Raw genomic sequence first — 20,162 nt, 5'->3', positions numbered from 1 at the left:
CACCCTCAGCCGTTAGAGGTGCAGTGCCATTGGCTGGCCTGCGCAGCTGGGTCACTCGCACTCGGCAATCCGTGCGTCGAGCACGTCGCGGCCCAGCCGCAGGCTCAGCGCCGAGCTGTAGCCGCGACGCGCCATCACCCCAACAATCCGGCGCAGGTGCTTGTCGTACTCCGCGCGATCGGATGGCGCTGCCTTGACTTCGCGGGCCTTCTTCTCCGCGACAGCTCGGGCGGCGGCTTCCTCTTCCTCGGCGGTGATCTGGGACAGCGCCTCCTGGCGTACCGGCTCAGCAACCCCCTTGTCCAGCAGCTCCATGTCGAGCGCACGAACCGACTTTCCCCTTCGCTGGGAGCGCTGGCGGACCCACTCGCTGGCAAAAACCGCGTCATTGATCAGCCCCGAGTTCTCCAGTGAGTCGAGGACCCGCTCGACGAGCTTTGGGTCGAACTCCGCGGAGATGAGGCGCGAGCGCAGCTCGGATTTTGACCGGGCTCGCTGGTCGAGCAAACGCAAAGCTCGCGTGCGCACAGGCGCCAAAGCCTGCTCCTCTTCGCGGTCGAACAGCGTGCCCGGCTGGAAGTGTTCGAGGGCGGCCTTGAGCTGGGCGACCTTGTGCGGATCAGGGTCGGCCATTGTGCTTAACCCTCGTTAGGCACCAGGTTGCTATCGGAGGCGCCCAGCGGCTCGTTGGCATCGTCGTCGTCGAAGTCGATGTTGGGGACCATGTCGACCGGGTCGTCGGTGAGCTCGTCGCCGTTGCCCGCGTAGGCGCCGACGCCGAGCTTCTGGAAGATCTTGTCCTCGATCTCGTTCGCCAAATCGACGTTGTCCTTGAGGAACAATCGGGCCTTCTCCTTGCCCTGGCCCAGCTGGTCGCCCTCGTAGGTGAACCAGGAACCGGACTTTTTCACGATGCCGTTGTCGACGCCCATGTCGATGATGGAGGATTCGCGCGAAATGCCCTCGCCGTACATGATGTCGAATTCGGCGATCTTGAACGGCGGCGACACCTTGTTCTTGACCACCTTGAGCCTGGTGCGGTTGCCGATGGAATCCTGGCCGTCCTTGAGGGTTTGGATGCGACGGACGTCGCAACGCACGGAGGCGTAGAACTTCAGGGCCTTGCCGCCGGTGGTGGTCTCGGGTGATCCGAACATCACGCCGATCTTCTCGCGCAGCTGGTTAATAAAGATCGCGGTGGTTCCGGAGTTGTAGAGCGCGCCGGTCATTTTGCGCAGCGCCTGAGACATCAGGCGGGCCTGGAGGCCGACGTGGGAGTCGCCCATTTCGCCTTCGATTTCGGCCTTCGGCGTCAGCGCGGCGACCGAGTCAATGACGATGATGTCGATAGCGCCCGACCGCACCAGCATGTCAGCGATTTCCAGCGCCTGCTCGCCCGTGTCGGGCTGGGAGACTAAGAGGTTGTCGGTATCCACGCCGAGTTTGCGGGCGTAGTCGGGGTCCAGGGCGTGTTCGGCGTCAATAAACGCGGCGATTCCGCCGGCGCGCTGGGCGGAGGCAATCGCGTGCAGCGCAACGGTGGTCTTACCGGAGGACTCGGGCCCGTAAATCTCCACGACTCGCCCCCGCGGGAACCCGCCGATGCCGAGCGCAACGTCGATCGCGGTGTTGCCGGAGGAAATGACCTGGATCGGGGGGCGATTTTCATCCCCGAGGCGCATGACCGCGCCCTTGCCGAAGTCCTTCTCAATCATCGCCAGCGCAGCGTCGAGCGCGTTTTGGCGATCCCCGCCCGCTGCCGCGGTAGTCTTCTTTTTCGCTGCCATGTCAGTCACTCCCTTTAACCAAGAATTTTTTAAGTAATCCGCGCCGCGTGAGTACGGGTGGTGTCATCCTCTTAGACTCCCGCAGGCGGCCATCTGGTTCCCTTCGGTCCCAGATGAGACTGGCCCTAACGTAGCGCAGCGCCTCGACACGTCGAAGCCTACACGCAAGCATGTTCGAACGCGAGCGACGCGCCGCGAAACGCGTGTCAGAATCCCGGGCGGTCTCTTCCCAGTTGCCGGTCTTCCGGCACGTCGTAGGCGCGGCACAACCCCTCCCACGCTAAACGGGGGTCGATTCCACTTTCGATCATCTCGTTCGCGGTCTGGTTGTACGGCGACAGGACTTGCGAGTCCATCACCCACCCCGCGTTCGCGGGGCCGAACTCGTCTTCCACCAGCTGCTGGAATTCGGTCAAGCGCATGGGCCCAATCTACACTCCGGCGCTTTTCGGACCCCGAAACGCACCGCACTGAACGGTGTTCAAGTAAGGTTTCTGCCATGTCGAAAACATCACCAACTCCCCCGGCTTCAGCCGAGGCCACACAGGCATCGAACACCACCGCCGACGTAGCCTTCGTCGCGGTGTTCACCGCGCTCGTGATCGTGCTGGGGTTCGTCGCCATCCCCGCTGGCGCCCTGGGGGTGCCCATCGTGATCCAGAACACCGCGCTCGTTCTCGCGGCGCTGGTCCTCGGGGCCAGGCGCGGGTTTTTCGTCGCCGGTTTGTTCCTCCTGATCGGTTTTCTCCTGCCGGTCCTCGCCGGTGGGCGCACCACCTACTATGCCCTGAGTTCAGCCACGGTTGGCTACGTCATCAGCTACCTCATTGCGGTTCCCGTCGCCGGCGCCATCGCAGAGCGCGTCATCGGCCGCTCCCGACCCGTCAAGGTGGCGCTGTTTATCCTCGCCGGCTACCTCGGTCTGGGCCTTCAGTACCTGTTCGGCTCCATCGGCATGGTGGTGCGCGCGGGGCTCGAACTCCCCGCCGCACTGGCAGCGCAGCTGCCTTTCATCCCCACCGACGTGCTTGAGATGGCCGTCATGGTCGCCATCGCCATCGGCGTGCACACCGCGTTTCCGCAGCTTTTGCGCGGTAGCGCGAGCCCAGCGCGTTAACCCATGCCTGTTATCCGCTTTGAAGGCGCCAGCGTGAGCTACGAGGGCACCGTCGTCCTGCATCCGACCACCCTCGAGCTCACCGAACACCGCATCGGCATCATCGGCTCCAACGGCTCGGGCAAGTCCACCCTCGTGCGGCTGATCAACGGCCTGATTACCCCCTCCACCGGCACCGTGTATGTCGACGCCCTCAACCCCGTCACCGATGGCAAGCTCGTGCGCCGCCGGGTCGGATTCGTCTTCTCGGACGCCGAGTCGCAGATCGTCATGCCGCGCGTCGCCGAAGACGTCGCGTTTTCCCTGCGCCGCTTCAAGCTCCCGCGCGACGAGGTGTCGCGCCGCGTCGATCAGGCACTCATGCGCTTTGGTCTCGGCGACAAGCGCGACAATTCACCGCACACCCTCTCCGGGGGCGAAAAGCAGCTGCTCGCGCTGACCGCCGTGCTGGTGATCGAGCCGGAGCTCGTCATCGCCGACGAGCCAACCACCCTGCTTGACGCGCGCAACCGCCGCCGCATTATCGGTGAGATAGCGGCGCTGGAGCAGCAGGTCATCGTGGTCACCCACGATCTTGACATGCTCGCGGGCTTCGATCGCGTCCTCTGCCTCGACGAGGGGCGCGTGCTTTTCGACGGCCCCCCGCACGACACCGTCTCCTTCTACAACGAACTTCTCGGGGAGTAAGCGATGCTCACGTACGTCCCGTTGAGCGTCTACATCAGCGGAAATTCGCTTCTCCATCGCACCCCACCAACGGCCAAACTGGTAGCCCTGCTCATCTTCGTGGTGTCGGTCACGGCGCTGCCGAGCCAGCCGTGGCACACCGTCGCCGTCCTGGCCGGCGTCACCGTGCTGTACGTTATCGCACGGATCCCCTTTGGCACGGCGTTGCGGCAGCTAGCCCCCGTCGTGCCGGTGATTGCCCTGCTCGGGTTGTACCTGTGGTGGCAAAACGGCCCCACCCAGGCGCTCACGACGGCGTTCGGGCTCGTCGCCACGCTCGCGGCCGCGAACCTGCTCACCCTCACAACAACGCTCGAGGAGCTCATGAACGGGCTCGAGCGCAGCCTCGCGCCCCTGCGTCGTTTCGGTGTGCCGGTGGACACCATAAGCCTTGCCGTCTCCGTCACGATCCGGCTGATCCCGCTGATGGCCAACACGGTCAATGAGGTCTTGGACGCGCGAAAGGCCCGCGGAGCGGGCCTTTCGTTGACGGCGTTTGGTACACCAGTGGTGATTCGCAGCATCCGCCGCGCTCAAAGCATCGGCGAGGCGCTCATGGCGCGCGGTGCTGGGGATTAACCGAACGCTTTAGTGCTCGCCGCGCAGCTCACGCATGCGGGCCTGCACGGCGTCGTTGGACACGTCGCTGCCTGCATCTGCTGCCTGCGGTGCGGAGTTCACTTCGCTAGACTCGATCGCCGGCTTCTGGCTGTTGGTCAGTTCACCGGCCATTTGCGCGCGGATCTGCTCGAGGCGGCCGTGGCCGGCCATCTGGATGCCGGCCTGCTCGACCTCGGCCATGCGGCCCTGGATGGAGTTCTGCGCCAACTCGGCCTGGCCCAAGGCGTTGGCGTAGCGGCGTTCAATCTTGTCGCGCACCTGATCCAAGTTCGGGGTGCCGGTGGTGATCGCGTTCATCGAGGACATGGTCTCGGCGACCTTCTCCTGCATCTTCGCCTGCTCGAGCTGGGACAGAAGCTTGGAGCGCTCTGCGACCTGCTGCTGCAGCTGCGCGGAGTTGCGCTCAACGGCCTGCTTCGCCTGCGCCGCCTGCTGCAGGGCCTGGTCGTGGAGCTGCTTGGTGTCTTCGATGCTCTGCTCGGCCGTGACCAGCTGGGCGGCGAACGCCTCGGCGGCGTTTTCGTATTCCTGCGCCTTCTGCGCGTCGCCTTCGCCACGGGCCTTGTCCGCCAGCTGGAGTGCCTGGCGGGTGTTGGCCTGGAGCTTCTCCACCTCTTCGAGGCGGCGGTTGAGCTGCATCTCCAGCTGGCGCTGGTTGCCGATGACGGCTGCGGCCTGCTGGGACAGGGCCTGGTGCTGGCGCTGCGCCTGGCTAATTGCTTGCTCGATCTGGATCTTCGGGTCTGCGTTCTCCTCGATCTTGTTGTCGAACAGAGCCATCAGGTAGTTCCAGAACTTGGAAAACGGGTTAGCCATCGCGGCGCCTTACCTTTCGTTGAAGTTTAATAGTGTCTTTGTTCTGCAGTGCTGCGTAACCGTTGAACCATCGTAGTCGGAAACGCAGCCGCGCGAAGGCTCAACTAGATTTCAGCGGCCGCGGGCGCGCTCGCCTCAAGCTCGTCGGTAATCGACTTCAGCGACAGGTTCGCCACCGCCTCGAGCAGCACCTCGGCCACCGTCGTATCGAGGGCCTCGCATATCGACGCCAGGAGCTCCGACGACACCTCCTTGCGGCCGCGCTCAAGCTCGGAAATGTAGCCCGACGACACGCGTGCCTTTGCGGCGAGTGTGCGCAGCGAGACGTTCTTGTCCGCGCGGAAGGCGCGCAGGGACATGCCCAGTGCCTCGCGTAACAGAGGCTCGCGCACCGCTTCGCGCTCAACGGGTCGCTCGAGGGGGCGCTTGAGCTGCGCGACCTCGAAGTTATCGAGAAGAAGAGTTGTCGTTGCCATCGAATGTACTAACGGTTAACCAATCAGTTTTGTTCCCGCACGCCCGCAAGGGCTCCACTAAGCGCCGCCTGCACCGCGGCTTGGCGGATTTCCTCGCGCCCGCCCGCCAGCACCCGCACCGGCTCCGTCGCTGACGGCAGCAGCGCGTAGCGCCCGGCCGCGGAGTCGACGAGCTGCGCCGCGGGCGAGGACGCCGTCCACCGAGGGCCAGACAGCCCGACCCACACCTCGCCGACGGGGTGGCCGTCTTGAGTATCGGGCCCGGCTACGCCGGTGACCGCAACGGCCCAGTCGGACTGGCACACCCGCCGCGTTCCGCGGGCCATCTCACGGGCGGTAACGGGTGAGACCGCGCCGTGGGTGGAAAGGACCTCCTCGGGCACGCCGGCGAGCGAGCGCTTCAGGTCGGTGGCGTAGACGACGAGTCCGCCGCGCAGCACGGCCGAGGCGCCTGGAACGGTCGCGAGCGTTGCGGCGACCAGGCCTGCGGTCAGGGACTCGCAGAAGCTGATGGTCTGGTTGCGGGTGCGCAGAGCGTCGATAAGCTCGCGCGCGAGAATTGTGGAGCTATCCACGGTTGACCTTCCTCGAATCCACGATGTACTGGATGCCCGTGATCACGGTGACGGCCGTGGCGACCAGCATGACGATGAACGTCGGGACGTCCATCCAGCTCGGCAGCGGGCACAGGTACAGCGCCACGCCGAGGGTCTGAAGAACGGTCTTGAGCTTGCCGCCTTTCGACGCCGGGACGACGTTGCCACGGCGCAGCATGAACATCCGCCACACCGTGATGCCGAGCTCGCGGAGCACGATGAGCACCGTGATCCACACCGGCAAGGTGGATGCGATGTTGAGTGTGACCAGCGCGGTGATCATCAGCGCTTTATCGGCAATCGGGTCGGCGATCTTGCCGAAGTCGGTGACAAGGCCGCGGGACCGCGCGATGTCACCGTCGAGCTTGTCCGTGGCCATTAGCACCACGAACAAGCCGAACGCCCACCACCAGCGCTCCGAGAGAACGAGCCACGCGAACACGGGCACAAACACGATGCGTGCCGACGTCAACACGTTGGGCAGGTTCCAATTGGATTGCTGTGGCTGGGTCACGACAACCGCCCTTTCTATTTCTCGCCCCCGCGCGAGACGTCGAGGTGATCCGTCTCGCGCGAACCGGTTGCTGTGTGATCGCCGCGGCCAGAGGTGGCGGGATCGTCAATCCACTCGAGGTGGTTGCCATGGTTGTCCACCTTGCGGCGGTTGCCGTGGTCGTCGTAGTCAATGTGCCACTTCGGCCCGTCCGGGTCAACGCGGCCAGCGGCAATGTCCATGCGGTTCTTCACCAGGGACGCCACGACGGTCACAGTAAGCACGCCGATGATCACGGACAGGGAGGTAAAGGTCCCGATCTCCGGCACCATCACGTTCTCGCCGCCGTTGACAAACGGCAGGTTGTTCTCGTGCAAGGCGTGCAGCAGCAGCTTGACACCGATAAAGCCAAGGATGATGGCCAGGCCGTACGACAGGTAGACAAGGCGGTCCAGAAGACCGTCGAGCAAGAAGTACATCTGACGCAGGCCAAGCAATGCGAACGCGTTGGTCGTGAACACGATGAACGGCTCAGAGGTGATGCCGTAGATCGCGGGGATGGAGTCAAGCGCGAACATGATGTCGACGAAACCAATCGCCAGAAGCGCCACGAACAGCGGCGTCAGTGCCTTCTTGCCTGCCTGGGTGACGGAGACAAGCTTGTCGCCGTGGTACGACTTGGTCACCGGGAAAACGCGGCGCAGCGTCTTCACAATGAACATGTCGTTCGGGTCGGTTTCTTCCTGGTCGGTCGCCTCGTCGTACGCCAGCTTGATCGCGGTCCAGATGAGGAAGATCGCAAACAGGTAGAACACGTCCGACCACGCGGCAATCACGGCCGCGCCAAGCAGGATGAAGATCAGGCGCATGACCAGCGCGATCGCGATGCCCAGCAGCAACACCTTCTGCTGGTACTTGCGCGGGATTTTGAACGCGCCCATGATCAGCGCGAAGACGAACAGGTTGTCAACGCTCAACGCCTTTTCCGTGACGTAGCCGGTGTAGTACTGCGCGGCGTGCTCGCCGTCCCACAGCCACCAGATCACGCCGCCGAAAAGCAGAGCGATGGTGACGTAGAACGCGGTCCAGAATCCCGATTCTTTCAGTGAAGGTTCGTGCGCATCTTTGACGTGTCCAAAAAAGTCAAAAATGAAGAAGCCCACGATGACGGCCGAGGTGATCAGCCATATTGATGTGGGCACACCCATGTGTTCCATAAATACCTCCGGTCAGAAAATCCTTACAAAAGTGACCGGAGGTCTCCCCCACCCACGGTGGGCCGCCCCGACCGGGGCCTTCCTGAAGAAGCAAGGCGCCGTGTTGACGATCGAAGGCGATTGCGGGGTACTCCCCTCCAATGCCCCTATGAGCTTACACCAAGCAATAAAACGGCTAGAACGCTCCGCCCGTTGGGTTGTAGGTGGCGTTGACCACACGGGTCTCGCCGGGGGTGGTGGCGTCGGAGGGGGCGTCGCCAAGCGAAGGCTCGTCGGTGGGCGCCTCCGCAGGATCGGCCCCCTTGATCATCCACAGGATCGTCTCCAGCTCCTCCGGCTTGACCAGCACCTCACGCGCCTTCGAGCCTTCGGACGGGCCCACCACGCCGCGGGTTTCCATCAAGTCCATCAGGCGCCCCGCCTTGGCGAAGCCGATGCGCAGCTTGCGCTGCAGCATCGAGGTCGAGCCGAGCTGGGAGGTGACCACGAGCTCGACGGCCTCGAGCAGGTCGTCGAGGTCCTTGCCGATGTCGTCGTCGATCACCTTCGCCTCGGCCTGCTTGTCCTCGGTCACGCCCTCGACGTACGACGGTGAGTCCTGCGACTTCGCGGCCTCGACGACGGCCTGGATCTCCTCGTCCGTGACGTAGGCGCCCTGCAGGCGCTGCGGCTTGCCCGCGCCCTGCGGGATGAACAACCCGTCACCCATGCCGATGAGCTTCTCCGCACCCGCCTGGTCCAAGATCACGCGCGAGTCCGTCAGCGACGACGTTGCGAAGGCCAGACGCGACGGCACGTTGGTCTTGATCAGGCCAGTGACCACGTCCACGGACGGGCGCTGGGTGGCCAGCACCAGGTGGATGCCGGCCGCACGCGCCTTCTGGGTGATGCGCACGATCGACTCCTCGATCTCCTTCGGGGCCGTCATCATCAGATCCGCCAGCTCGTCGACCACGCAGATGATGAACGGGTACGGGCGCATCTCGCGCTCCGAACCGGGAGGAGCGGTCAGCTCGCCCGAGCGCACCTTCCTGTTGAAGTCCTTAATGTGGCGCACGCGCGAGGACTTCATGTCCATGTAGCGCTGCTCCATCTCCTCCACCAGCCACTGCAGCGCGGCGGCCGCCTTCTTCGGCTGGGTGATAATCGGCGTGATCAGGTGCGGGATGCCCTCGTACGGGGTCAGCTCCACCATCTTCGGGTCCACCAGGATTAGCCGCACCTCGTCAGGCGTGGCGCGGGTCAACAGCGAGATCAGCAGCGAGTTGACGAACGCCGACTTACCCGAGCCGGTGGAACCGGCGACGAGCAGGTGCGGCATCTTCTGCACGCTGGAGGCGATGAAGTCACCCTCGATGTCCTTGCCGAGGCCGATGAGCATGGGGTCGCGGTCGGCGGTGACCTTCGGCGCGTCGAGCACGTCGCGCAGCCTGACCATCTCGCGGTCGAGATTGGGCACCTCGATGCCGACGAGCGACTTGCCGGGGATCGGGGTGAGTAGACGCACGTTGTCCGTCGCGGCGGCGTAGGCGAGGTTGGACTGCAGGTTGGTGATCTTGGACACCTTCACGCCGGGGCCGAGCTCGACCTCGTAGCGCGTCACTGTCGGCCCGCGGGAGAACCCCGTGACCTGCGCGTCAACGCGGAACTCCTCGAAGACATCCGTGATCGCTTCGATCATCCGGTCGTTGGCTTCCGTGCGCGTCTTCGGCGCCGTGCCCGCGATCAGCAGGTCCGTCGAGGGCAGCACGTAGTCCGACTCGTCGAAAGGCACGCGCGGAGTCGGCGCCGGCGCGGCCGGCGCTTCGGCCTTCTCCACCTCGGACTTCGGCGTCGAGGCGGGCACGGCGGCGGCGTCAATGCCGGAGCGCGCAACGATCGCAGCGCGCATCGCCTCGCGGGACTGCGAGATCGCATCCGCTGCGCTGTCGTCCTCGGGCTCCGGCTCAGGCTGGGTGCGCGGCAGCACGCGGGTGGAGGTCGACCCGGCTTCATCCGCGGGCTCCGGCGCGGGTGCGATGTCCTCGGCGTCGGCGCTCGGCTTAATCGGCTCGCTCGGCTCGTCGAAGAGGTTCTCGTCCAACCGGACGCGGCGCGGCATGACTCGCGTGGACTCGTCCGCCGGGTAGTTATCCAGCGGGGTGCGACGACGCGGCCGCTTCACCACCTCGGTGGGTGCGGCTGCGCGGGCGCGCCTGCGCTCGCGGCCCTCGGCGATGTCCTCGAGGTCCTCATCAACGTGGCTGTAGGGGTCCTTGTCGTCAGCGCCATCGTTGTCACCGGACGAGGAGAGCCCGCCCTTCGCCGAGGAAATGGTCTCCTTCAGCAGGTCAACCGCCTGGCGCACGGTCACGCCGGTGGTCTTGAGCGCGCCGTAGACGATCACCAGGATCAGCAGGGGCACGGCGACGAAGGAGGAAAACCCCGCCGAGAGTGTCCCGCCGAGGAGCGCGCCCACTGCCCCGCCGGCGACGCGGCGGCCCTCCCAATCCTGTGGGTTGCCGGCAAAGACGTGCACGAGGCCGAGCATGGCCAGCGTGATGATGCCGATGCCGAGGCTGACCCGAGCGCGAACCGCCGAGTCGGAGCGCGTGTCCAGCATCAGCGCGACCGCGACGGCTACCAGCGCCACGGGCAGGATCAGCGCGCCCGCGCCGATTACCCAGTGCACACCCTGGGCGATGAGGCGCCCGACCGGGCCCGCGATGTCGAACCATACGGAAGCGCCAATGACGGCAGACAGCCCGATGAGCACGAGCCCCCACGCGTCGGCGTGGTTGCCGCCCCGTGTGTTCTGCACCGTGTCGTGCTCGCCTTTCTCCTCGTCGCGTTCGGTTTTCTTCGGTTTACGACGCCGCGTCACCGGCTCGTCAGCCGCCTCCTCGTCGAAAAAAGGATCGGTCGAATCGTCGTTATCCTCGCTGCGGCGCAGGCCCGTCGTCAGCTTCCCAAACACCGAACCAACACCACGCGCCGCCGCCCCCAGCGAGCTGCCGACAACCTTGTACGCAGAGCCGACCCGCTCATCGGTGGTTTCCGCCGCGAGCATCGTCGAGGTCGAGGGGTGGGTCAGCGACGCGGCATAGCTTGTCGACGTCCGCGTGCTGCGCTCCCGTCCCCGAGGGCCGGTCTGCGAGCGCGCGGAGGTGCGAGGCGAGTTCCTGACAGACATGTAAGTAACAGTAGTACCGTTTGTCACTCTTTCCACATTTGCCACACCGGCCGCGGCCGAGAAAAATGCGCCAGAGGAGGTAAAGTTTTAGGACTTTACTTGCAGCGCGGCGATCTTCTCCTCATCGCCCTCGAAGTCGATCTCGACCACGTCGCGCCCCATGATCCACAGCAGCAATTCACCCGGTTCGCCCTTGGCGCGGATCACATCGTCACCACGCTCGGCGACCTTGCGCCCGCCTCCGACGGTCACCGGCGGCAGCGTCGGGGGCGTCAAGATGATCGGGGTATCCGACGAGCGCATCGTCAGCTTCGCGAACCGCTGCGCCAGCCCCATCAGCGTGCGGTCGACCCCCGCGCTAAAGTCGCGCGGCCTAGCCACCCCGTCGCCGCGGCGCACGTCCTCGTGGTGGACGAAGTTCTCCGCAGTGTTCATCATCCCATCGATCGGGGCGAGCAACTTTGGCGGGCCCGCAGCCCAGTCGCGCACAACGTCCTCGTAGGGACGCTGTTCCTGCTGCTTGGTCTCCTTCTCCAAGACCGGCTTCAGCGCTCCGATGAAGTTGCCACCGGCCTTATGCAGCTTGTTCTCTCGGATGTAGAGGTGGATGGCGAGGTCGCGGGTGTTCCAGCCCTCGCACAGCGTGGGGGCATCGGGGCCGAGGTCGAGGAAAAGGTTCGCGAGACGGTCGCGTTCTTGCTTCGCAAATGACATAGGCCCCAGCATAGCGCTGGGGCCTACCTTGTGTTTTGCGCCTGTGGCGGCGCGCTAGCGTTTCGCCTTAAAGCGACTCGCGCGCGGCGTCGACATCGGCGTCGTCAAAGGGGACGTTGTCGGCCGCCATCGGCACGACCGTCGGCAGGATGACAGGCTCGCGCTTGTACTTCTGCTCGATCGCCTTCGACACGTGGCGACGCAGCTGCTGCACCATGCGGTACGGGTCATTCTCACCCTGCGCAGCCAGGTCGTTCATGACCGTTTCGACACCCTCGGCGACCTTCTTGTTGAAGTCGCGGTCATCGTCGGAGAAGCCGGTCGTCGACACGCGAGGCGTCTCCAAGAGACGGCCCGTGCGGTCGTCGATGACGCAGGTGATCGACACAACGCCGCCGGAGGCGAGGCTGGTGCGATCGGCCAGCACGTCCGGGTCCACATCGCCCATGGTCTCGCCGTCGACGTAGAGCTGGCCGACCTGGTACTGTCCGACGACGTTGATCTTGCCGCCGACCATGTCCACCACGACACCGTTCTGTGCAAGGGCCGTGTTCTCCGGCTTCACGCCGGTGGAGATTGCCAGCTCCTTGTTGGCGCGCATGTGGCGCCACTCGCCGTGCACCGGCATCGCACCCTTCGGGCGCGCCGCATTGTACAGGAACAAAAGCTCGCCGGCATAGCCGTGGCCCGAGGCGTGGACGTGCGCGTCGTCGTTGGTGATCACCGTCGCGCCGATCTGCGCGAGGTTGTTGATCACCGCAAAGACGGCTTCCTCGTTGCCCGGGATGAGCGAGGACGACAGGATGATCAGGTCGCCGTCGCGCACCGTGATCTGGCGGTGCTCGCGTCGCGACATACGCGACAGCGCCGCCATGGGCTCGCCCTGGGTACCGGTGGTGATGAGCACGACCTTGTGCGGGGCCATCTTTGCGGCCTCCTCGATCGGGATGATCGTGCCGCGCGGGGCGCGCAGCAGGCTCATCTTCTCCGCGATCTCCATGTTGCGAATCATCGAGCGGCCGTTGAAGGCCACCTTGCGGCCGTTCGCGACCGCGGCGTTGACCGCCATCTGCACGCGCGCCACATTGGAGGCGAATGAGGAGATGATCACGCGCTGCTTCGCGCCCTGAACCAGGCGGGTGAGGTTTTCCTCAATGCCCTTCTCCGAGGAGGAAATTCCCGGCACCGTGGCGTTTGTGGAATCGCACATAAACAGGTCGATGCCCTCGTCGCCAAAGCGCGACAGCGCGGGCAGGTCGGTGGGCTGACCGTCGTACGGGGTCTGATCGAGCTTGATGTCGCCCGTCATCACCACGTGGCCCGCGCCCGTCTTGATGGACACGCCCAGGCACTCCGGAATGGAGTGGCCGACGTGCCAGAAGCGGATGCGGAACGGGCCAAGGTTGAGTTCGGAATCCTTGGTCACCTCGTTGAGCTTCGGACGCTGGCGGTGCTCCTTCGTCTTCGCCGCGATCAGCGCGTTGGTGAAGCGCGAGGAGTAGATCGGAATGTCGGGGCGCAGCTTGAGCAGCCACGGGATCGCACCGATGTGGTCTTCGTGACCGTGGGTGACAATCAGTGCCTCGATCTTGTCCAGCTTATTCTCGATGGGACCGAAGTCCGGCAGGACCAGGTCGACGCCCGGTTCACCGGAGTTCGGAAACAGCACGCCGCAGTCGACGACGAGCAGGCGGCCGTTGTACTCGAACACGGTCATGTTGCGCCCGATCTCGGAGATGCCACCGAGAGCGTAGATGCGCAGACCGTTGCTCGGTGCCTGCGGCGGGGTGGGAAGGCGCTTAGTCAGATCCGCGCCCTGCATGCCCTTCATCGGGTTGCGACGGTTTTGGCCACCCTCATTTCCGCCGTTGCCACCGCGGTTGTTGCCGCCGTTGGAACCACGTCCACGGCCGCGGCGGCGGTTGCGGCCGCCATTGTTGTTGCCGTTGTTGCCGTTGTTGCCGTTGTCACCGTGGTTGTTGTTGCCGCCACGGTTATTGTTACCGTTGCCGCCGCGGTTGTTGCCGTTGTTGTTATTGCCGTTGCCGGAATCCTTCGAGCGGTCACGGTTGTCGTTGCCGTCCTGCTGTGCGGAAGCCTCGGGTGCTGCAGGGGCCTGCTCCGGCGCCTGGAACACCGGCTGCTGATCGGCCGGCTCTGGGGGCCCAGCCTTGCGGGTCACCTTGCGGGCGCGATTGCGGGGTTCGTTCATACTTAGAGGACTCCAGCCTTTTCCATATCTTCGCGGAGAGCCTCCATCTGCGCCTCGGTCGCTGCGACCACGGGCAGACGGGGTTCCCCGACGTTAATGCCCTGAAGTTGCAGGGCTGCCTTTGCAAATGTCACACCACCGAGAATTGCCTGCTGGCGAGCCAGCACGTCGATGGTATTGGCGTTGATTTCCCGCGTACGGGCGAGGTCGCCTTCCTCGAAGCTTGTAATTAGTTCGCGCAACAACTGCGGAGCGGCATGTCCCACCACCGAGATAACGCCGGTGGCTCCAACGGACAGCCAGGGCACGTTGAGCGGATCGTCGCCAGAATACCAGGCTAGGCCGGTCTCCTGAATTAACGGGGCCGCCTGGAAGAAATCGCCCTTCGCGTCCTTGAGGCCCTTAATCGTCGGCAGCTTGGCCAACTCGCGGATCGTCTCCCCCTCGATCGGGATGCCGGAGCGGCCCGGGATGTCGTACAGGCAGATCGGCAGGTCGGTCGCCTCGGCGACAGCGGTGAAGTGCGCGATCAGTCCAGCCTGCGACGGCTTGGAGTAGTACGGCGTGACCACCAGCAGAGCATCCGCACCGGCCTGCGCCGAGAGCGTCGCCAGCTGAATGGACTTGCGCGTGTTGTAGGAACCCGCGCCGGCGATCAGTCGGGCGCGGTCGCCGACCTCCTCCTTCACTGCCTTGAGCAGCGCGATCTTCTCCTCCGGGGTGGTCGTCGGCGACTCCCCCGTCGTTCCTGCGAGTACTAGTGAATCGATTCCATTGTCTACGAGGTGGGCAGCCAACTTTCGTCCCGCGTCCAAGTCGAGCTCACCGCTGGAATCAAACGGCGTGACCATGGCGACGCTGACGGTGCCGAAAATGTCCGCACCGGTATTAGCTTTGTTTGTAATGCCCATGGCAATACAGGTTACCCGTTGAGCTCGCACACCGTGTTAACAGCACGCGTCAACAGCACGCGTCAACATAACCGCGGCGCCGGACCCTAGGATACGTACGGGCTAGTGGCCATCTTCGTCCCATCGGTCAGTTCGCTGACCATGAAGTCGTCGAAGAGCGTGGGCGCATGCTCGCGCAGAATCTCCAGGCAGGTCACGGCGAGCATCCTGATCTCGCCGTCGGCGTGTTCGGAGGCGCGCGCCGAGATGAACTGGCGCCACGCCCGGTAGTTGCCGGTGACCACGAAGCGGGTCTCCGTCGCGTTCGGCAAAATCGCGCGGGCGGTCTGGCGCGCCTTCTTGCGTCGCAGCAGCGAGTTCGGCTCCCCCTCCAGGTTCTCCTCGAGCGATTTCAGCAGCTCGTCGTAAATAAAGCGCGTCTCGTCGGCGGCGCGGACGAACATCCGGTGCAACTCTTCGTCCTGCGCGATCAGGGCGGGAACGACGACCTCGCTTTCGTCCTCATGCACGAAACGCTGGCTGAGCTGCGAGAAGGAGAAGTTGCGGTGGCGCAACAGCTCGTTGCCCGCCGCGCGTGAGAGCCCGCGGATGTACATCGTCGCGGTGGCGTGCTCGAGCAGCGCGTCGTGGCCCACGTCGATGATGTGGTGTAGGTATGCACTGTTGGTCGCGGTGTGGGGGTTGGGGCGGTCGAAGGTTTCGTAACAGGCGCGGCCCGCGAACTCCACGATCGCCTCAGCGTCGCTTACACCCTCATCGGGAACCCAGTCCACCCCATCGGGCACGGCGAAGCGGCTCGCGGCGATGAGCTGGACGTCCAGATCTTTCTCTAACGCCATGGGGTTACAGCCCCAGGTACTTGTCCAGCCCCACGGTCAGACCCGGGTGCTCGGCGACCTGGCGCACGCCCGTGAGCACGCCCGGGACGAAGGAGTCGCGGCCGTAGGAGTCCTGGCGGATGATCAGTGACTGGTCCTGGGTGCCGAAGATGACCTCCTCGTGCGCAACCATGCCGGTCATGCGCACGGCGTGGACCTTCACGCCGTCGATGCCGGCCCCGCGTGCGCCGTCGAGGCTCTGTTCGGTGGCGTCCGGCACGGGGTCCATGCCTGCTTCTCGACGAGCCTGGGCAATGCCTTGGGCCGTCTTAATCGCGGTGCCGGAAGGGGCGTCCAGCTTGTGCGGGTGGTGGTACTCCACCACCTCGGCCGACTCGAAGAACGGCGCTGCCTGGCGGGCGAACGCCATGGTCAGCACAGCCGAGATAGCGAAGTTGGGGGCGATGAGAACGCCCACGTTCTCGTTTGCTTGCAGCCATTGGCGCACCTGCTCGTAGCGCTCGTCGTCAAAGCCCGTGGTGCCGACGACGCAGTGGATGCCGTGCTTGATGCAGAACTCCAGGTTGCCCATGACTGCGGACGGGGTGGTGAAATCGACGATGACCTCCGCGCCCTTCTCCGTCAGCAGCGACAGGCTGTCGTCCTGATCAATCTCCGCGACGAGCTCAATGTCCTCGGTGGCCTTGACACCCGCGATGACCGCCGAGCCGACGCGCCCCTTCGCTCCAAGAACTCCAACTTTGATGGCCATGTGCGACTCCTTATATCTCTTTACAACTCAGTTCTGCGTTTGGGTGCCACTTTATCCCCACGGCGTGGAGCGCGGTGAGAGGTGGTTGCGATCCGGGCGCTCAGGGTCACGATTCGTTCACGATCCCGCCCAGATGTCTCACCAGCTCCTGTGAACAAGTTATGTTTGAGTTATGAAACTCACGTCGCGCTACTTTGCTCCTGTCACTCTCGTAACAGCTTTAGCGCTCGGGTCCTGCACGGGGGCACCTGAGAACAACGCCGCCGACCAGGCCCCGAGCGCCACGACAACGGCGGCGACGACAGCCACCACAACGATGACCTCAGTCTCCCCCACCACGACCACCAGCACGGTCATCCCCACTGCCCAGGCACTGTCGGCCGTGGAGGAGACCACGTCGATGGGCCCGTTCGGCACCGACCGCGTCCAGGCCTACCCCGCCCCCGGGACCGAGCTAGTCATCTCCGACGTCCGCGTCGGCTCCCACGACGACTTCGACCGCGTCGTCTTCGAGTTCTCCGGCACCGGCACCCCGGGCTACGTTGCCGGGTACACGCCCGAGCCTCTGCAGCAGGCCTCCGGCTACCCCATCGAGGTCAACGGCCAGGCCTACCTCGAGGTGATGATCCAGGGAACCCCGATGGCGATGCTGAGCCCCAACGACGCCCTGATCGAGACCGGGCCGATGGATCTGGCCGCCGGCAACATCCAGGGTGTCACCCACGGCGGCGTTTTCGAGGCCGACACCCAGTACATCGTGGGCCTGGACAAGCAGCGCCCCTTCAACCTCTACGTGCTGGAGAACCCGGCACGCGTGGTCGTCGACTTCCAGAAGTAAAAACACATCCGCCCTGGCCTTTTGTAAGTGCCGGGGCGGATCTGTGTTTAGGAGGTGACGACGCGCTGGAGGTGGGCGTCGTCAAGCGTGCTAGTCGTCTTCGCCGACGGGGACCAGCGAGATCTTGCCGCGGTTGTCGATGTCGGCGATCTCCACCTCGATCTTCTCGCCGACGTTGACCACGTCCTCGACCTTCTCGATGCGTTGCGAGCCGCCGAGCTTAGAGATGTGCACCAGCCCGTCGGTGCCCGGCAGGATGGAGACGAACGCGCCGAACGCGACCGTCTTGACCACGGTGCCTAGGTAACGCTCGCCGACCTTCGGCATCTGCGGGTTGGCGATGCCGTTGATCTTGTCAATCGCCGCGTCCGCCGATTCGCCGGTCGCCGCGGAGACGTAGATGGTGCCGTCGTCCTCGATCGAGATCTCCGCGCCGGTTTCCTCGGTGATCGAGTTGATCATCTTGCCCTTGGGTCCGATGACCTCGCCGATCTTGGACACAGGCACGCTGATCGCCGTGATTTTCGGCGCGAGCGGGTTCATCTCGTCGGGGCCGTCAATGACCTCCCCCATGGTGTCCAGGATTGCCTCGCGCGCGTCGCGGGCCTGCTCCAGAGCGGACACCAGCACCTCAGAGGGGATGCCGTCGAGCTTGGTGTCGAGCTGCAGCGCGGTGATAAAGTCGGGGGTTCCCGCGACCTTGAAGTCCATGTCGCCGAACGCGTCCTCCGCGCCCAAGATGTCGGTCAGGGCGACGTACTTGGTAGCGCCGTTGACCTCACCGGAGACGAGACCCATCGCAATACCGGCAACCGGGGCCGCCAGCGGCACGCCCGCGTTGTACAGCGACAACGTGGAGGCGCACACGGAGCCCATCGAGGTCGAGCCGTTGGAGCCGAGGGCCTCGGAGACCTGGCGGATGGTGTACGGGAACTCCTCGCGAGTCGGGATCACCGGCACGAGCGCGCGCTCGGCAAGGGCCCCGTGGCCGATCTCGCGGCGCTTCGGCGAACCGACGCGGCCCGTCTCGCCGGTGGAGTACGGCGGGAAGCTGTAGTGGTGGATGTAGCGCTTCGCGGTCTCCGGGTGCAGCGAATCCAGCGTCTGTTCCATCTTGAGCATGTCGAGGGTCGTCACGCCGAGAATCTGGGTCTCGCCGCGCTCGAACAGGGCGGAGCCGTGGGCGCGCGGGATGAGCTCGACCTCGACCTCGAGGTCGCGGATGTCGCTGACCCCGCGGCCGTCGATACGGAAGCCCTCGGTGAGGATCTTCTCGCGCACGATCTTCCTCATCAATGCGTTATAGGCCGCGCGGATTTCCTTGACTGCCTGTGTGTACTCGTCCTCATCGTCGATGTCGAACTTGTCCAGCAGCGCCTCCTCGATCTCTTCCATGTAGGCGTTGGTCGCGTCGTCGCGGTCCTTCTTGCCCTTGATGGCGAGCAGGGTGGCCAACTTCTTCGCGGCCTTCTTCTCCACCGCGGAGTAGACCTTGTCGGAGTATGCAGGAAACAGCGGGAACTCCTGGGTTTCCTTCGCCGTCTCCTCGGCGAGAGCAGCCTGGGCCTCGCACAGCGTCTTAATAAACGGCTTCGCGGCCTCCAGGCCCTCGGCGACGGTGGCCTCGGTCGGCGCGGGAGCACCGTCAGCAACAAGCTTGACGACGCTCGCCCCAGCGCCAGCCTCCACCATCATGATCGCGACGTCACCGTCGACCACGCGACCGGCGACGACCATCTCGAACACGGAGTGGTCGTGCTGCTCGTGGTTGGGAAACGCCACCCACTGTCCCTCGGGGTGCTTGTCGTCGGCGATGAGCGCCATCCGCACCCCGCCGACCGCGCCGGAGACGGGCAGGCCCGAAAGCTGGGTCGCGGCGGACGCGCCGTTAATCGCGACGACGTCGTAGTACTCCTCGGGGTTCATGCTGAGCACTGTGATGACAACCTGGACCTCGTTGCGCAGCCCCTTGACAAAGGTCGGGCGCAGCGGGCGATCGATGAGACGGCAGGCCAGGATCGCCTCGGTGGAGGGGCGGCCCTCGCGGCGGAAGAACGAGCCCGGGATCTTGCCCGCGGCGTACATGCGCTCCTCAACGTCGACGGTCAGCGGGAAGAAGTCGATGTTGTCGCGCGGGTTCTTCGACGCGGTGGTCGTGGCCAGCAGCATCGTGTCCTCGTCGAGGTAGGTCGTGACAGACCCGCCCGCCTGGCGCGCGAGCTGCCCCGTTTCAAAACGGATGGTGCGCGAACCAAAGTCGCCGTTGTCGAGTACCGCGACAGCCTCGGTGATGCCGAAGTCCTCGTCGACGTGGATGTCGAAGCTGTTATTGGGGGTATGCGTGCTCAAAAGATCCCTTTCCTTGGGTGTCTTACGGCGATCGTCGGTGCCGCCGTCCTGCTGGTTCTTCTGTAACCTTTTCTGCAACGCTGCCCGATTCTACCAGGTGGCGCGACATTTACCACCTCTGCGGCGAGCCTGCCCGGGACGCGCCCGCGGGATCAAAAAAAATCGCCCTCCCCCGCGTTCAACAGCGGGAGGGGCGATTGGCGTTAAAAGCCGGTGGGCTTTAGCGGCGCAGGCCGAGGCGAGCGATGAGCTCGCGGTAGCGCTCGACGTTGTTCTCGCGCAGGTACTTCAGCAGGCCACGACGACGGCCGACGAGCAGCAGCAGGCCGCGGCGGGAGTGGTGGTCGTGCTTGTGAAACTTCAAGTGCTCCGTCAGGGAGTTGATGCGCTCGGTCAGCAGCGCGACCTGAGCCTCGGGGGAGCCGGTGTCGGTCTCGTGGACACCGTAGTTCTTCAGAATTTCGCTCTTCTTCTCGGCAGTCAATGCCATGGGTGTACTCCTTTGAGAGTAGATAGATGGTTGTTTC

Annotated in this window: 20 protein-coding genes; 4 read left to right on the top strand and 16 right to left on the bottom strand. The window is 64.7% G+C overall.

The genetic code is table 11. From position 1 onward, the window contains the following. Positions 1-51: 51 nt before the first annotated feature. The 3 genes from recX to E3227_RS08365 all read right to left on the bottom strand — a co-directional run bounded on the left by recX (position 52) and on the right by E3227_RS08365 (position 2,209). Complete coding sequence (recX, locus tag E3227_RS08375; protein WP_144318164.1) at positions 52-633, bottom strand: recombination regulator RecX; 582 nt, start codon at positions 631-633, stop codon at positions 52-54. A 5-nt stretch (positions 634-638) separates the two neighbouring features. After that, positions 639-1,787: a recombinase RecA gene (recA, locus tag E3227_RS08370; RefSeq protein ID WP_006840119.1), complete on the bottom strand. Its 1,149-nt coding sequence runs from the start codon at positions 1,785-1,787 to the stop codon at positions 639-641. 206 nt (positions 1,788-1,993) lie between these two features. Further along, a complete protein-coding gene (locus E3227_RS08365) occupies positions 1,994-2,209 on the bottom strand; it encodes a DUF3046 domain-containing protein (protein WP_006840118.1) in 216 nt (71 codons plus the stop codon). 77 nt (positions 2,210-2,286) lie between these two features. Between E3227_RS08365 and E3227_RS08360 the strand changes: the two genes are divergently transcribed. The 3 genes from E3227_RS08360 to E3227_RS08350 are packed head-to-tail and all read left to right on the top strand — an operon-like array spanning position 2,287 to position 4,209. Next, the gene (locus E3227_RS08360; protein WP_144318163.1) at positions 2,287-2,904 is read left to right on the top strand and encodes a biotin transporter BioY; all 618 of its coding nucleotides are present in this window, start codon (positions 2,287-2,289) and stop codon (positions 2,902-2,904) included. Between the two features lie 3 nt (positions 2,905-2,907). Next, positions 2,908-3,591, top strand: coding sequence for an energy-coupling factor ABC transporter ATP-binding protein (locus E3227_RS08355; RefSeq protein WP_144318162.1), 684 nt, complete (start codon positions 2,908-2,910; stop codon positions 3,589-3,591). 3 nt (positions 3,592-3,594) lie between these two features. Then, a complete protein-coding gene (locus E3227_RS08350; RefSeq protein WP_144318161.1) occupies positions 3,595-4,209 on the top strand; it encodes an energy-coupling factor transporter transmembrane component T family protein in 615 nt (204 codons plus the stop codon). Between the two features lie 9 nt (positions 4,210-4,218). Here the strand turns inward: E3227_RS08350 and E3227_RS08345 are convergent, their stop codons facing one another. The 11 genes from E3227_RS08345 to dapB form a co-directional block, all read right to left on the bottom strand. Further along, a complete protein-coding gene (locus tag E3227_RS08345) occupies positions 4,219-5,067 on the bottom strand; it encodes a PspA/IM30 family protein (RefSeq protein WP_136651642.1) in 849 nt (282 codons plus the stop codon). 104 nt (positions 5,068-5,171) lie between these two features. Continuing rightward, positions 5,172-5,543, bottom strand: coding sequence for a helix-turn-helix domain-containing protein (locus E3227_RS08340; protein WP_136651641.1), 372 nt, complete (start codon positions 5,541-5,543; stop codon positions 5,172-5,174). A 23-nt stretch (positions 5,544-5,566) separates the two neighbouring features. Then, positions 5,567-6,118, bottom strand: coding sequence for a CinA family protein (locus E3227_RS08335; RefSeq protein ID WP_144318160.1), 552 nt, complete (start codon positions 6,116-6,118; stop codon positions 5,567-5,569). Continuing rightward, positions 6,111-6,653, bottom strand: coding sequence for a CDP-diacylglycerol--glycerol-3-phosphate 3-phosphatidyltransferase (gene pgsA / locus E3227_RS08330; protein WP_144318159.1), 543 nt, complete (start codon positions 6,651-6,653; stop codon positions 6,111-6,113). Before pgsA ends, E3227_RS08335 begins: the two co-directional genes overlap by 8 nt. A gap of 14 nt (positions 6,654-6,667) precedes the next feature. Beyond that, a complete protein-coding gene (locus E3227_RS08325; protein WP_144318158.1) occupies positions 6,668-7,840 on the bottom strand; it encodes a TerC family protein in 1,173 nt (390 codons plus the stop codon). A 184-nt stretch (positions 7,841-8,024) separates the two neighbouring features. Next, positions 8,025-11,021 carry a DNA translocase FtsK gene (locus E3227_RS08320; RefSeq protein ID WP_170228660.1) on the bottom strand — a complete coding sequence of 999 codons (2,997 nt, stop codon included), beginning with the start codon at positions 11,019-11,021 and terminating at the stop codon, positions 8,025-8,027. Between the two features lie 87 nt (positions 11,022-11,108). Beyond that, entirely contained in the window at positions 11,109-11,735 is a 627-nt protein-coding gene (locus E3227_RS08315) for a TIGR03085 family metal-binding protein (protein ID WP_246062664.1), read from the bottom strand. Between the two features lie 67 nt (positions 11,736-11,802). Continuing rightward, on the bottom strand, positions 11,803-13,947 hold the full coding sequence (locus E3227_RS08310) for a ribonuclease J (RefSeq protein WP_144318157.1): 2,145 nt from the start codon (positions 13,945-13,947) through the stop codon (positions 11,803-11,805). Between the two features lie 2 nt (positions 13,948-13,949). Next, entirely contained in the window at positions 13,950-14,858 is a 909-nt protein-coding gene (dapA, locus tag E3227_RS08305; protein WP_220184831.1) for a 4-hydroxy-tetrahydrodipicolinate synthase, read from the bottom strand. An 86-nt stretch (positions 14,859-14,944) separates the two neighbouring features. Next, positions 14,945-15,697, bottom strand: a complete 753-nt coding sequence (thyX, locus tag E3227_RS08300) for an FAD-dependent thymidylate synthase (RefSeq protein ID WP_144318156.1) — start codon at positions 15,695-15,697, stop codon at positions 14,945-14,947. Positions 15,698-15,701: 4 nt separating this feature from the next. After that, positions 15,702-16,448, bottom strand: coding sequence for a 4-hydroxy-tetrahydrodipicolinate reductase (gene dapB / locus E3227_RS08295; protein ID WP_144318155.1), 747 nt, complete (start codon positions 16,446-16,448; stop codon positions 15,702-15,704). A gap of 172 nt (positions 16,449-16,620) precedes the next feature. Between dapB and E3227_RS08290 the strand changes: the two genes are divergently transcribed. Further along, positions 16,621-17,286, top strand: a complete 666-nt coding sequence (locus tag E3227_RS08290; protein WP_144318154.1) for an AMIN-like domain-containing (lipo)protein — start codon at positions 16,621-16,623, stop codon at positions 17,284-17,286. 90 nt (positions 17,287-17,376) lie between these two features. Here the strand turns inward: E3227_RS08290 and E3227_RS08285 are convergent, their stop codons facing one another. Then, positions 17,377-19,635 carry a polyribonucleotide nucleotidyltransferase gene (locus E3227_RS08285; RefSeq protein ID WP_144318632.1) on the bottom strand — a complete coding sequence of 753 codons (2,259 nt, stop codon included), beginning with the start codon at positions 19,633-19,635 and terminating at the stop codon, positions 17,377-17,379. 220 nt (positions 19,636-19,855) lie between these two features. After that, a complete protein-coding gene (gene rpsO / locus E3227_RS08280; protein ID WP_136651631.1) occupies positions 19,856-20,125 on the bottom strand; it encodes a 30S ribosomal protein S15 in 270 nt (89 codons plus the stop codon). Between the last annotated feature and the right edge of the window lie 37 nt (positions 20,126-20,162).

The organism is Corynebacterium sanguinis (genome assembly GCF_007641235.1).
Taxonomy (GTDB): Bacteria; Actinomycetota; Actinomycetes; order Mycobacteriales; family Mycobacteriaceae; genus Corynebacterium; species Corynebacterium sanguinis.
This window is presented reverse-complemented; position numbering and strand designations above follow the sequence as displayed.

Excerpts from the sequence above, each read along its gene's own strand:
- recX (WP_144318164.1), bottom strand. The coding sequence starts at position 633 with ATGGCCGACCCTGATCCGCACAAGGTCGCCCAGCTCAAGGCCGCCCTC.
- recA (WP_006840119.1), bottom strand. The coding sequence starts at position 1,787 with ATGGCAGCGAAAAAGAAGACTACCGCGGCAGCGGGCGGGGATCGCCAA.
- E3227_RS08365 (WP_006840118.1), bottom strand. The coding sequence starts at position 2,209 with ATGCGCTTGACCGAATTCCAGCAGCTGGTGGAAGACGAGTTCGGCCCC.
- E3227_RS08360 (WP_144318163.1), top strand. The coding sequence starts at position 2,287 with ATGTCGAAAACATCACCAACTCCCCCGGCTTCAGCCGAGGCCACACAG.
- E3227_RS08355 (WP_144318162.1), top strand. The coding sequence starts at position 2,908 with ATGCCTGTTATCCGCTTTGAAGGCGCCAGCGTGAGCTACGAGGGCACC.
- E3227_RS08350 (WP_144318161.1), top strand. The coding sequence starts at position 3,595 with ATGCTCACGTACGTCCCGTTGAGCGTCTACATCAGCGGAAATTCGCTT.
- E3227_RS08345 (WP_136651642.1), bottom strand. The coding sequence starts at position 5,067 with ATGGCTAACCCGTTTTCCAAGTTCTGGAACTACCTGATGGCTCTGTTC.
- E3227_RS08340 (WP_136651641.1), bottom strand. The coding sequence starts at position 5,543 with ATGGCAACGACAACTCTTCTTCTCGATAACTTCGAGGTCGCGCAGCTC.
- E3227_RS08325 (WP_144318158.1), bottom strand. The coding sequence starts at position 7,840 with ATGGGTGTGCCCACATCAATATGGCTGATCACCTCGGCCGTCATCGTG.
- E3227_RS08320 (WP_170228660.1), bottom strand. The coding sequence starts at position 11,021 with ATGTCTGTCAGGAACTCGCCTCGCACCTCCGCGCGCTCGCAGACCGGC.
- E3227_RS08315 (WP_246062664.1), bottom strand. The coding sequence starts at position 11,735 with ATGTCATTTGCGAAGCAAGAACGCGACCGTCTCGCGAACCTTTTCCTC.
- E3227_RS08310 (WP_144318157.1), bottom strand. The coding sequence starts at position 13,947 with ATGAACGAACCCCGCAATCGCGCCCGCAAGGTGACCCGCAAGGCTGGG.
- dapA (WP_220184831.1), bottom strand. The coding sequence starts at position 14,858 with ATGGGCATTACAAACAAAGCTAATACCGGTGCGGACATTTTCGGCACC.
- thyX (WP_144318156.1), bottom strand. The coding sequence starts at position 15,697 with ATGGCGTTAGAGAAAGATCTGGACGTCCAGCTCATCGCCGCGAGCCGC.
- dapB (WP_144318155.1), bottom strand. The coding sequence starts at position 16,448 with ATGGCCATCAAAGTTGGAGTTCTTGGAGCGAAGGGGCGCGTCGGCTCG.
- E3227_RS08290 (WP_144318154.1), top strand. The coding sequence starts at position 16,621 with ATGAAACTCACGTCGCGCTACTTTGCTCCTGTCACTCTCGTAACAGCT.
- rpsO (WP_136651631.1), bottom strand. The coding sequence starts at position 20,125 with ATGGCATTGACTGCCGAGAAGAAGAGCGAAATTCTGAAGAACTACGGT.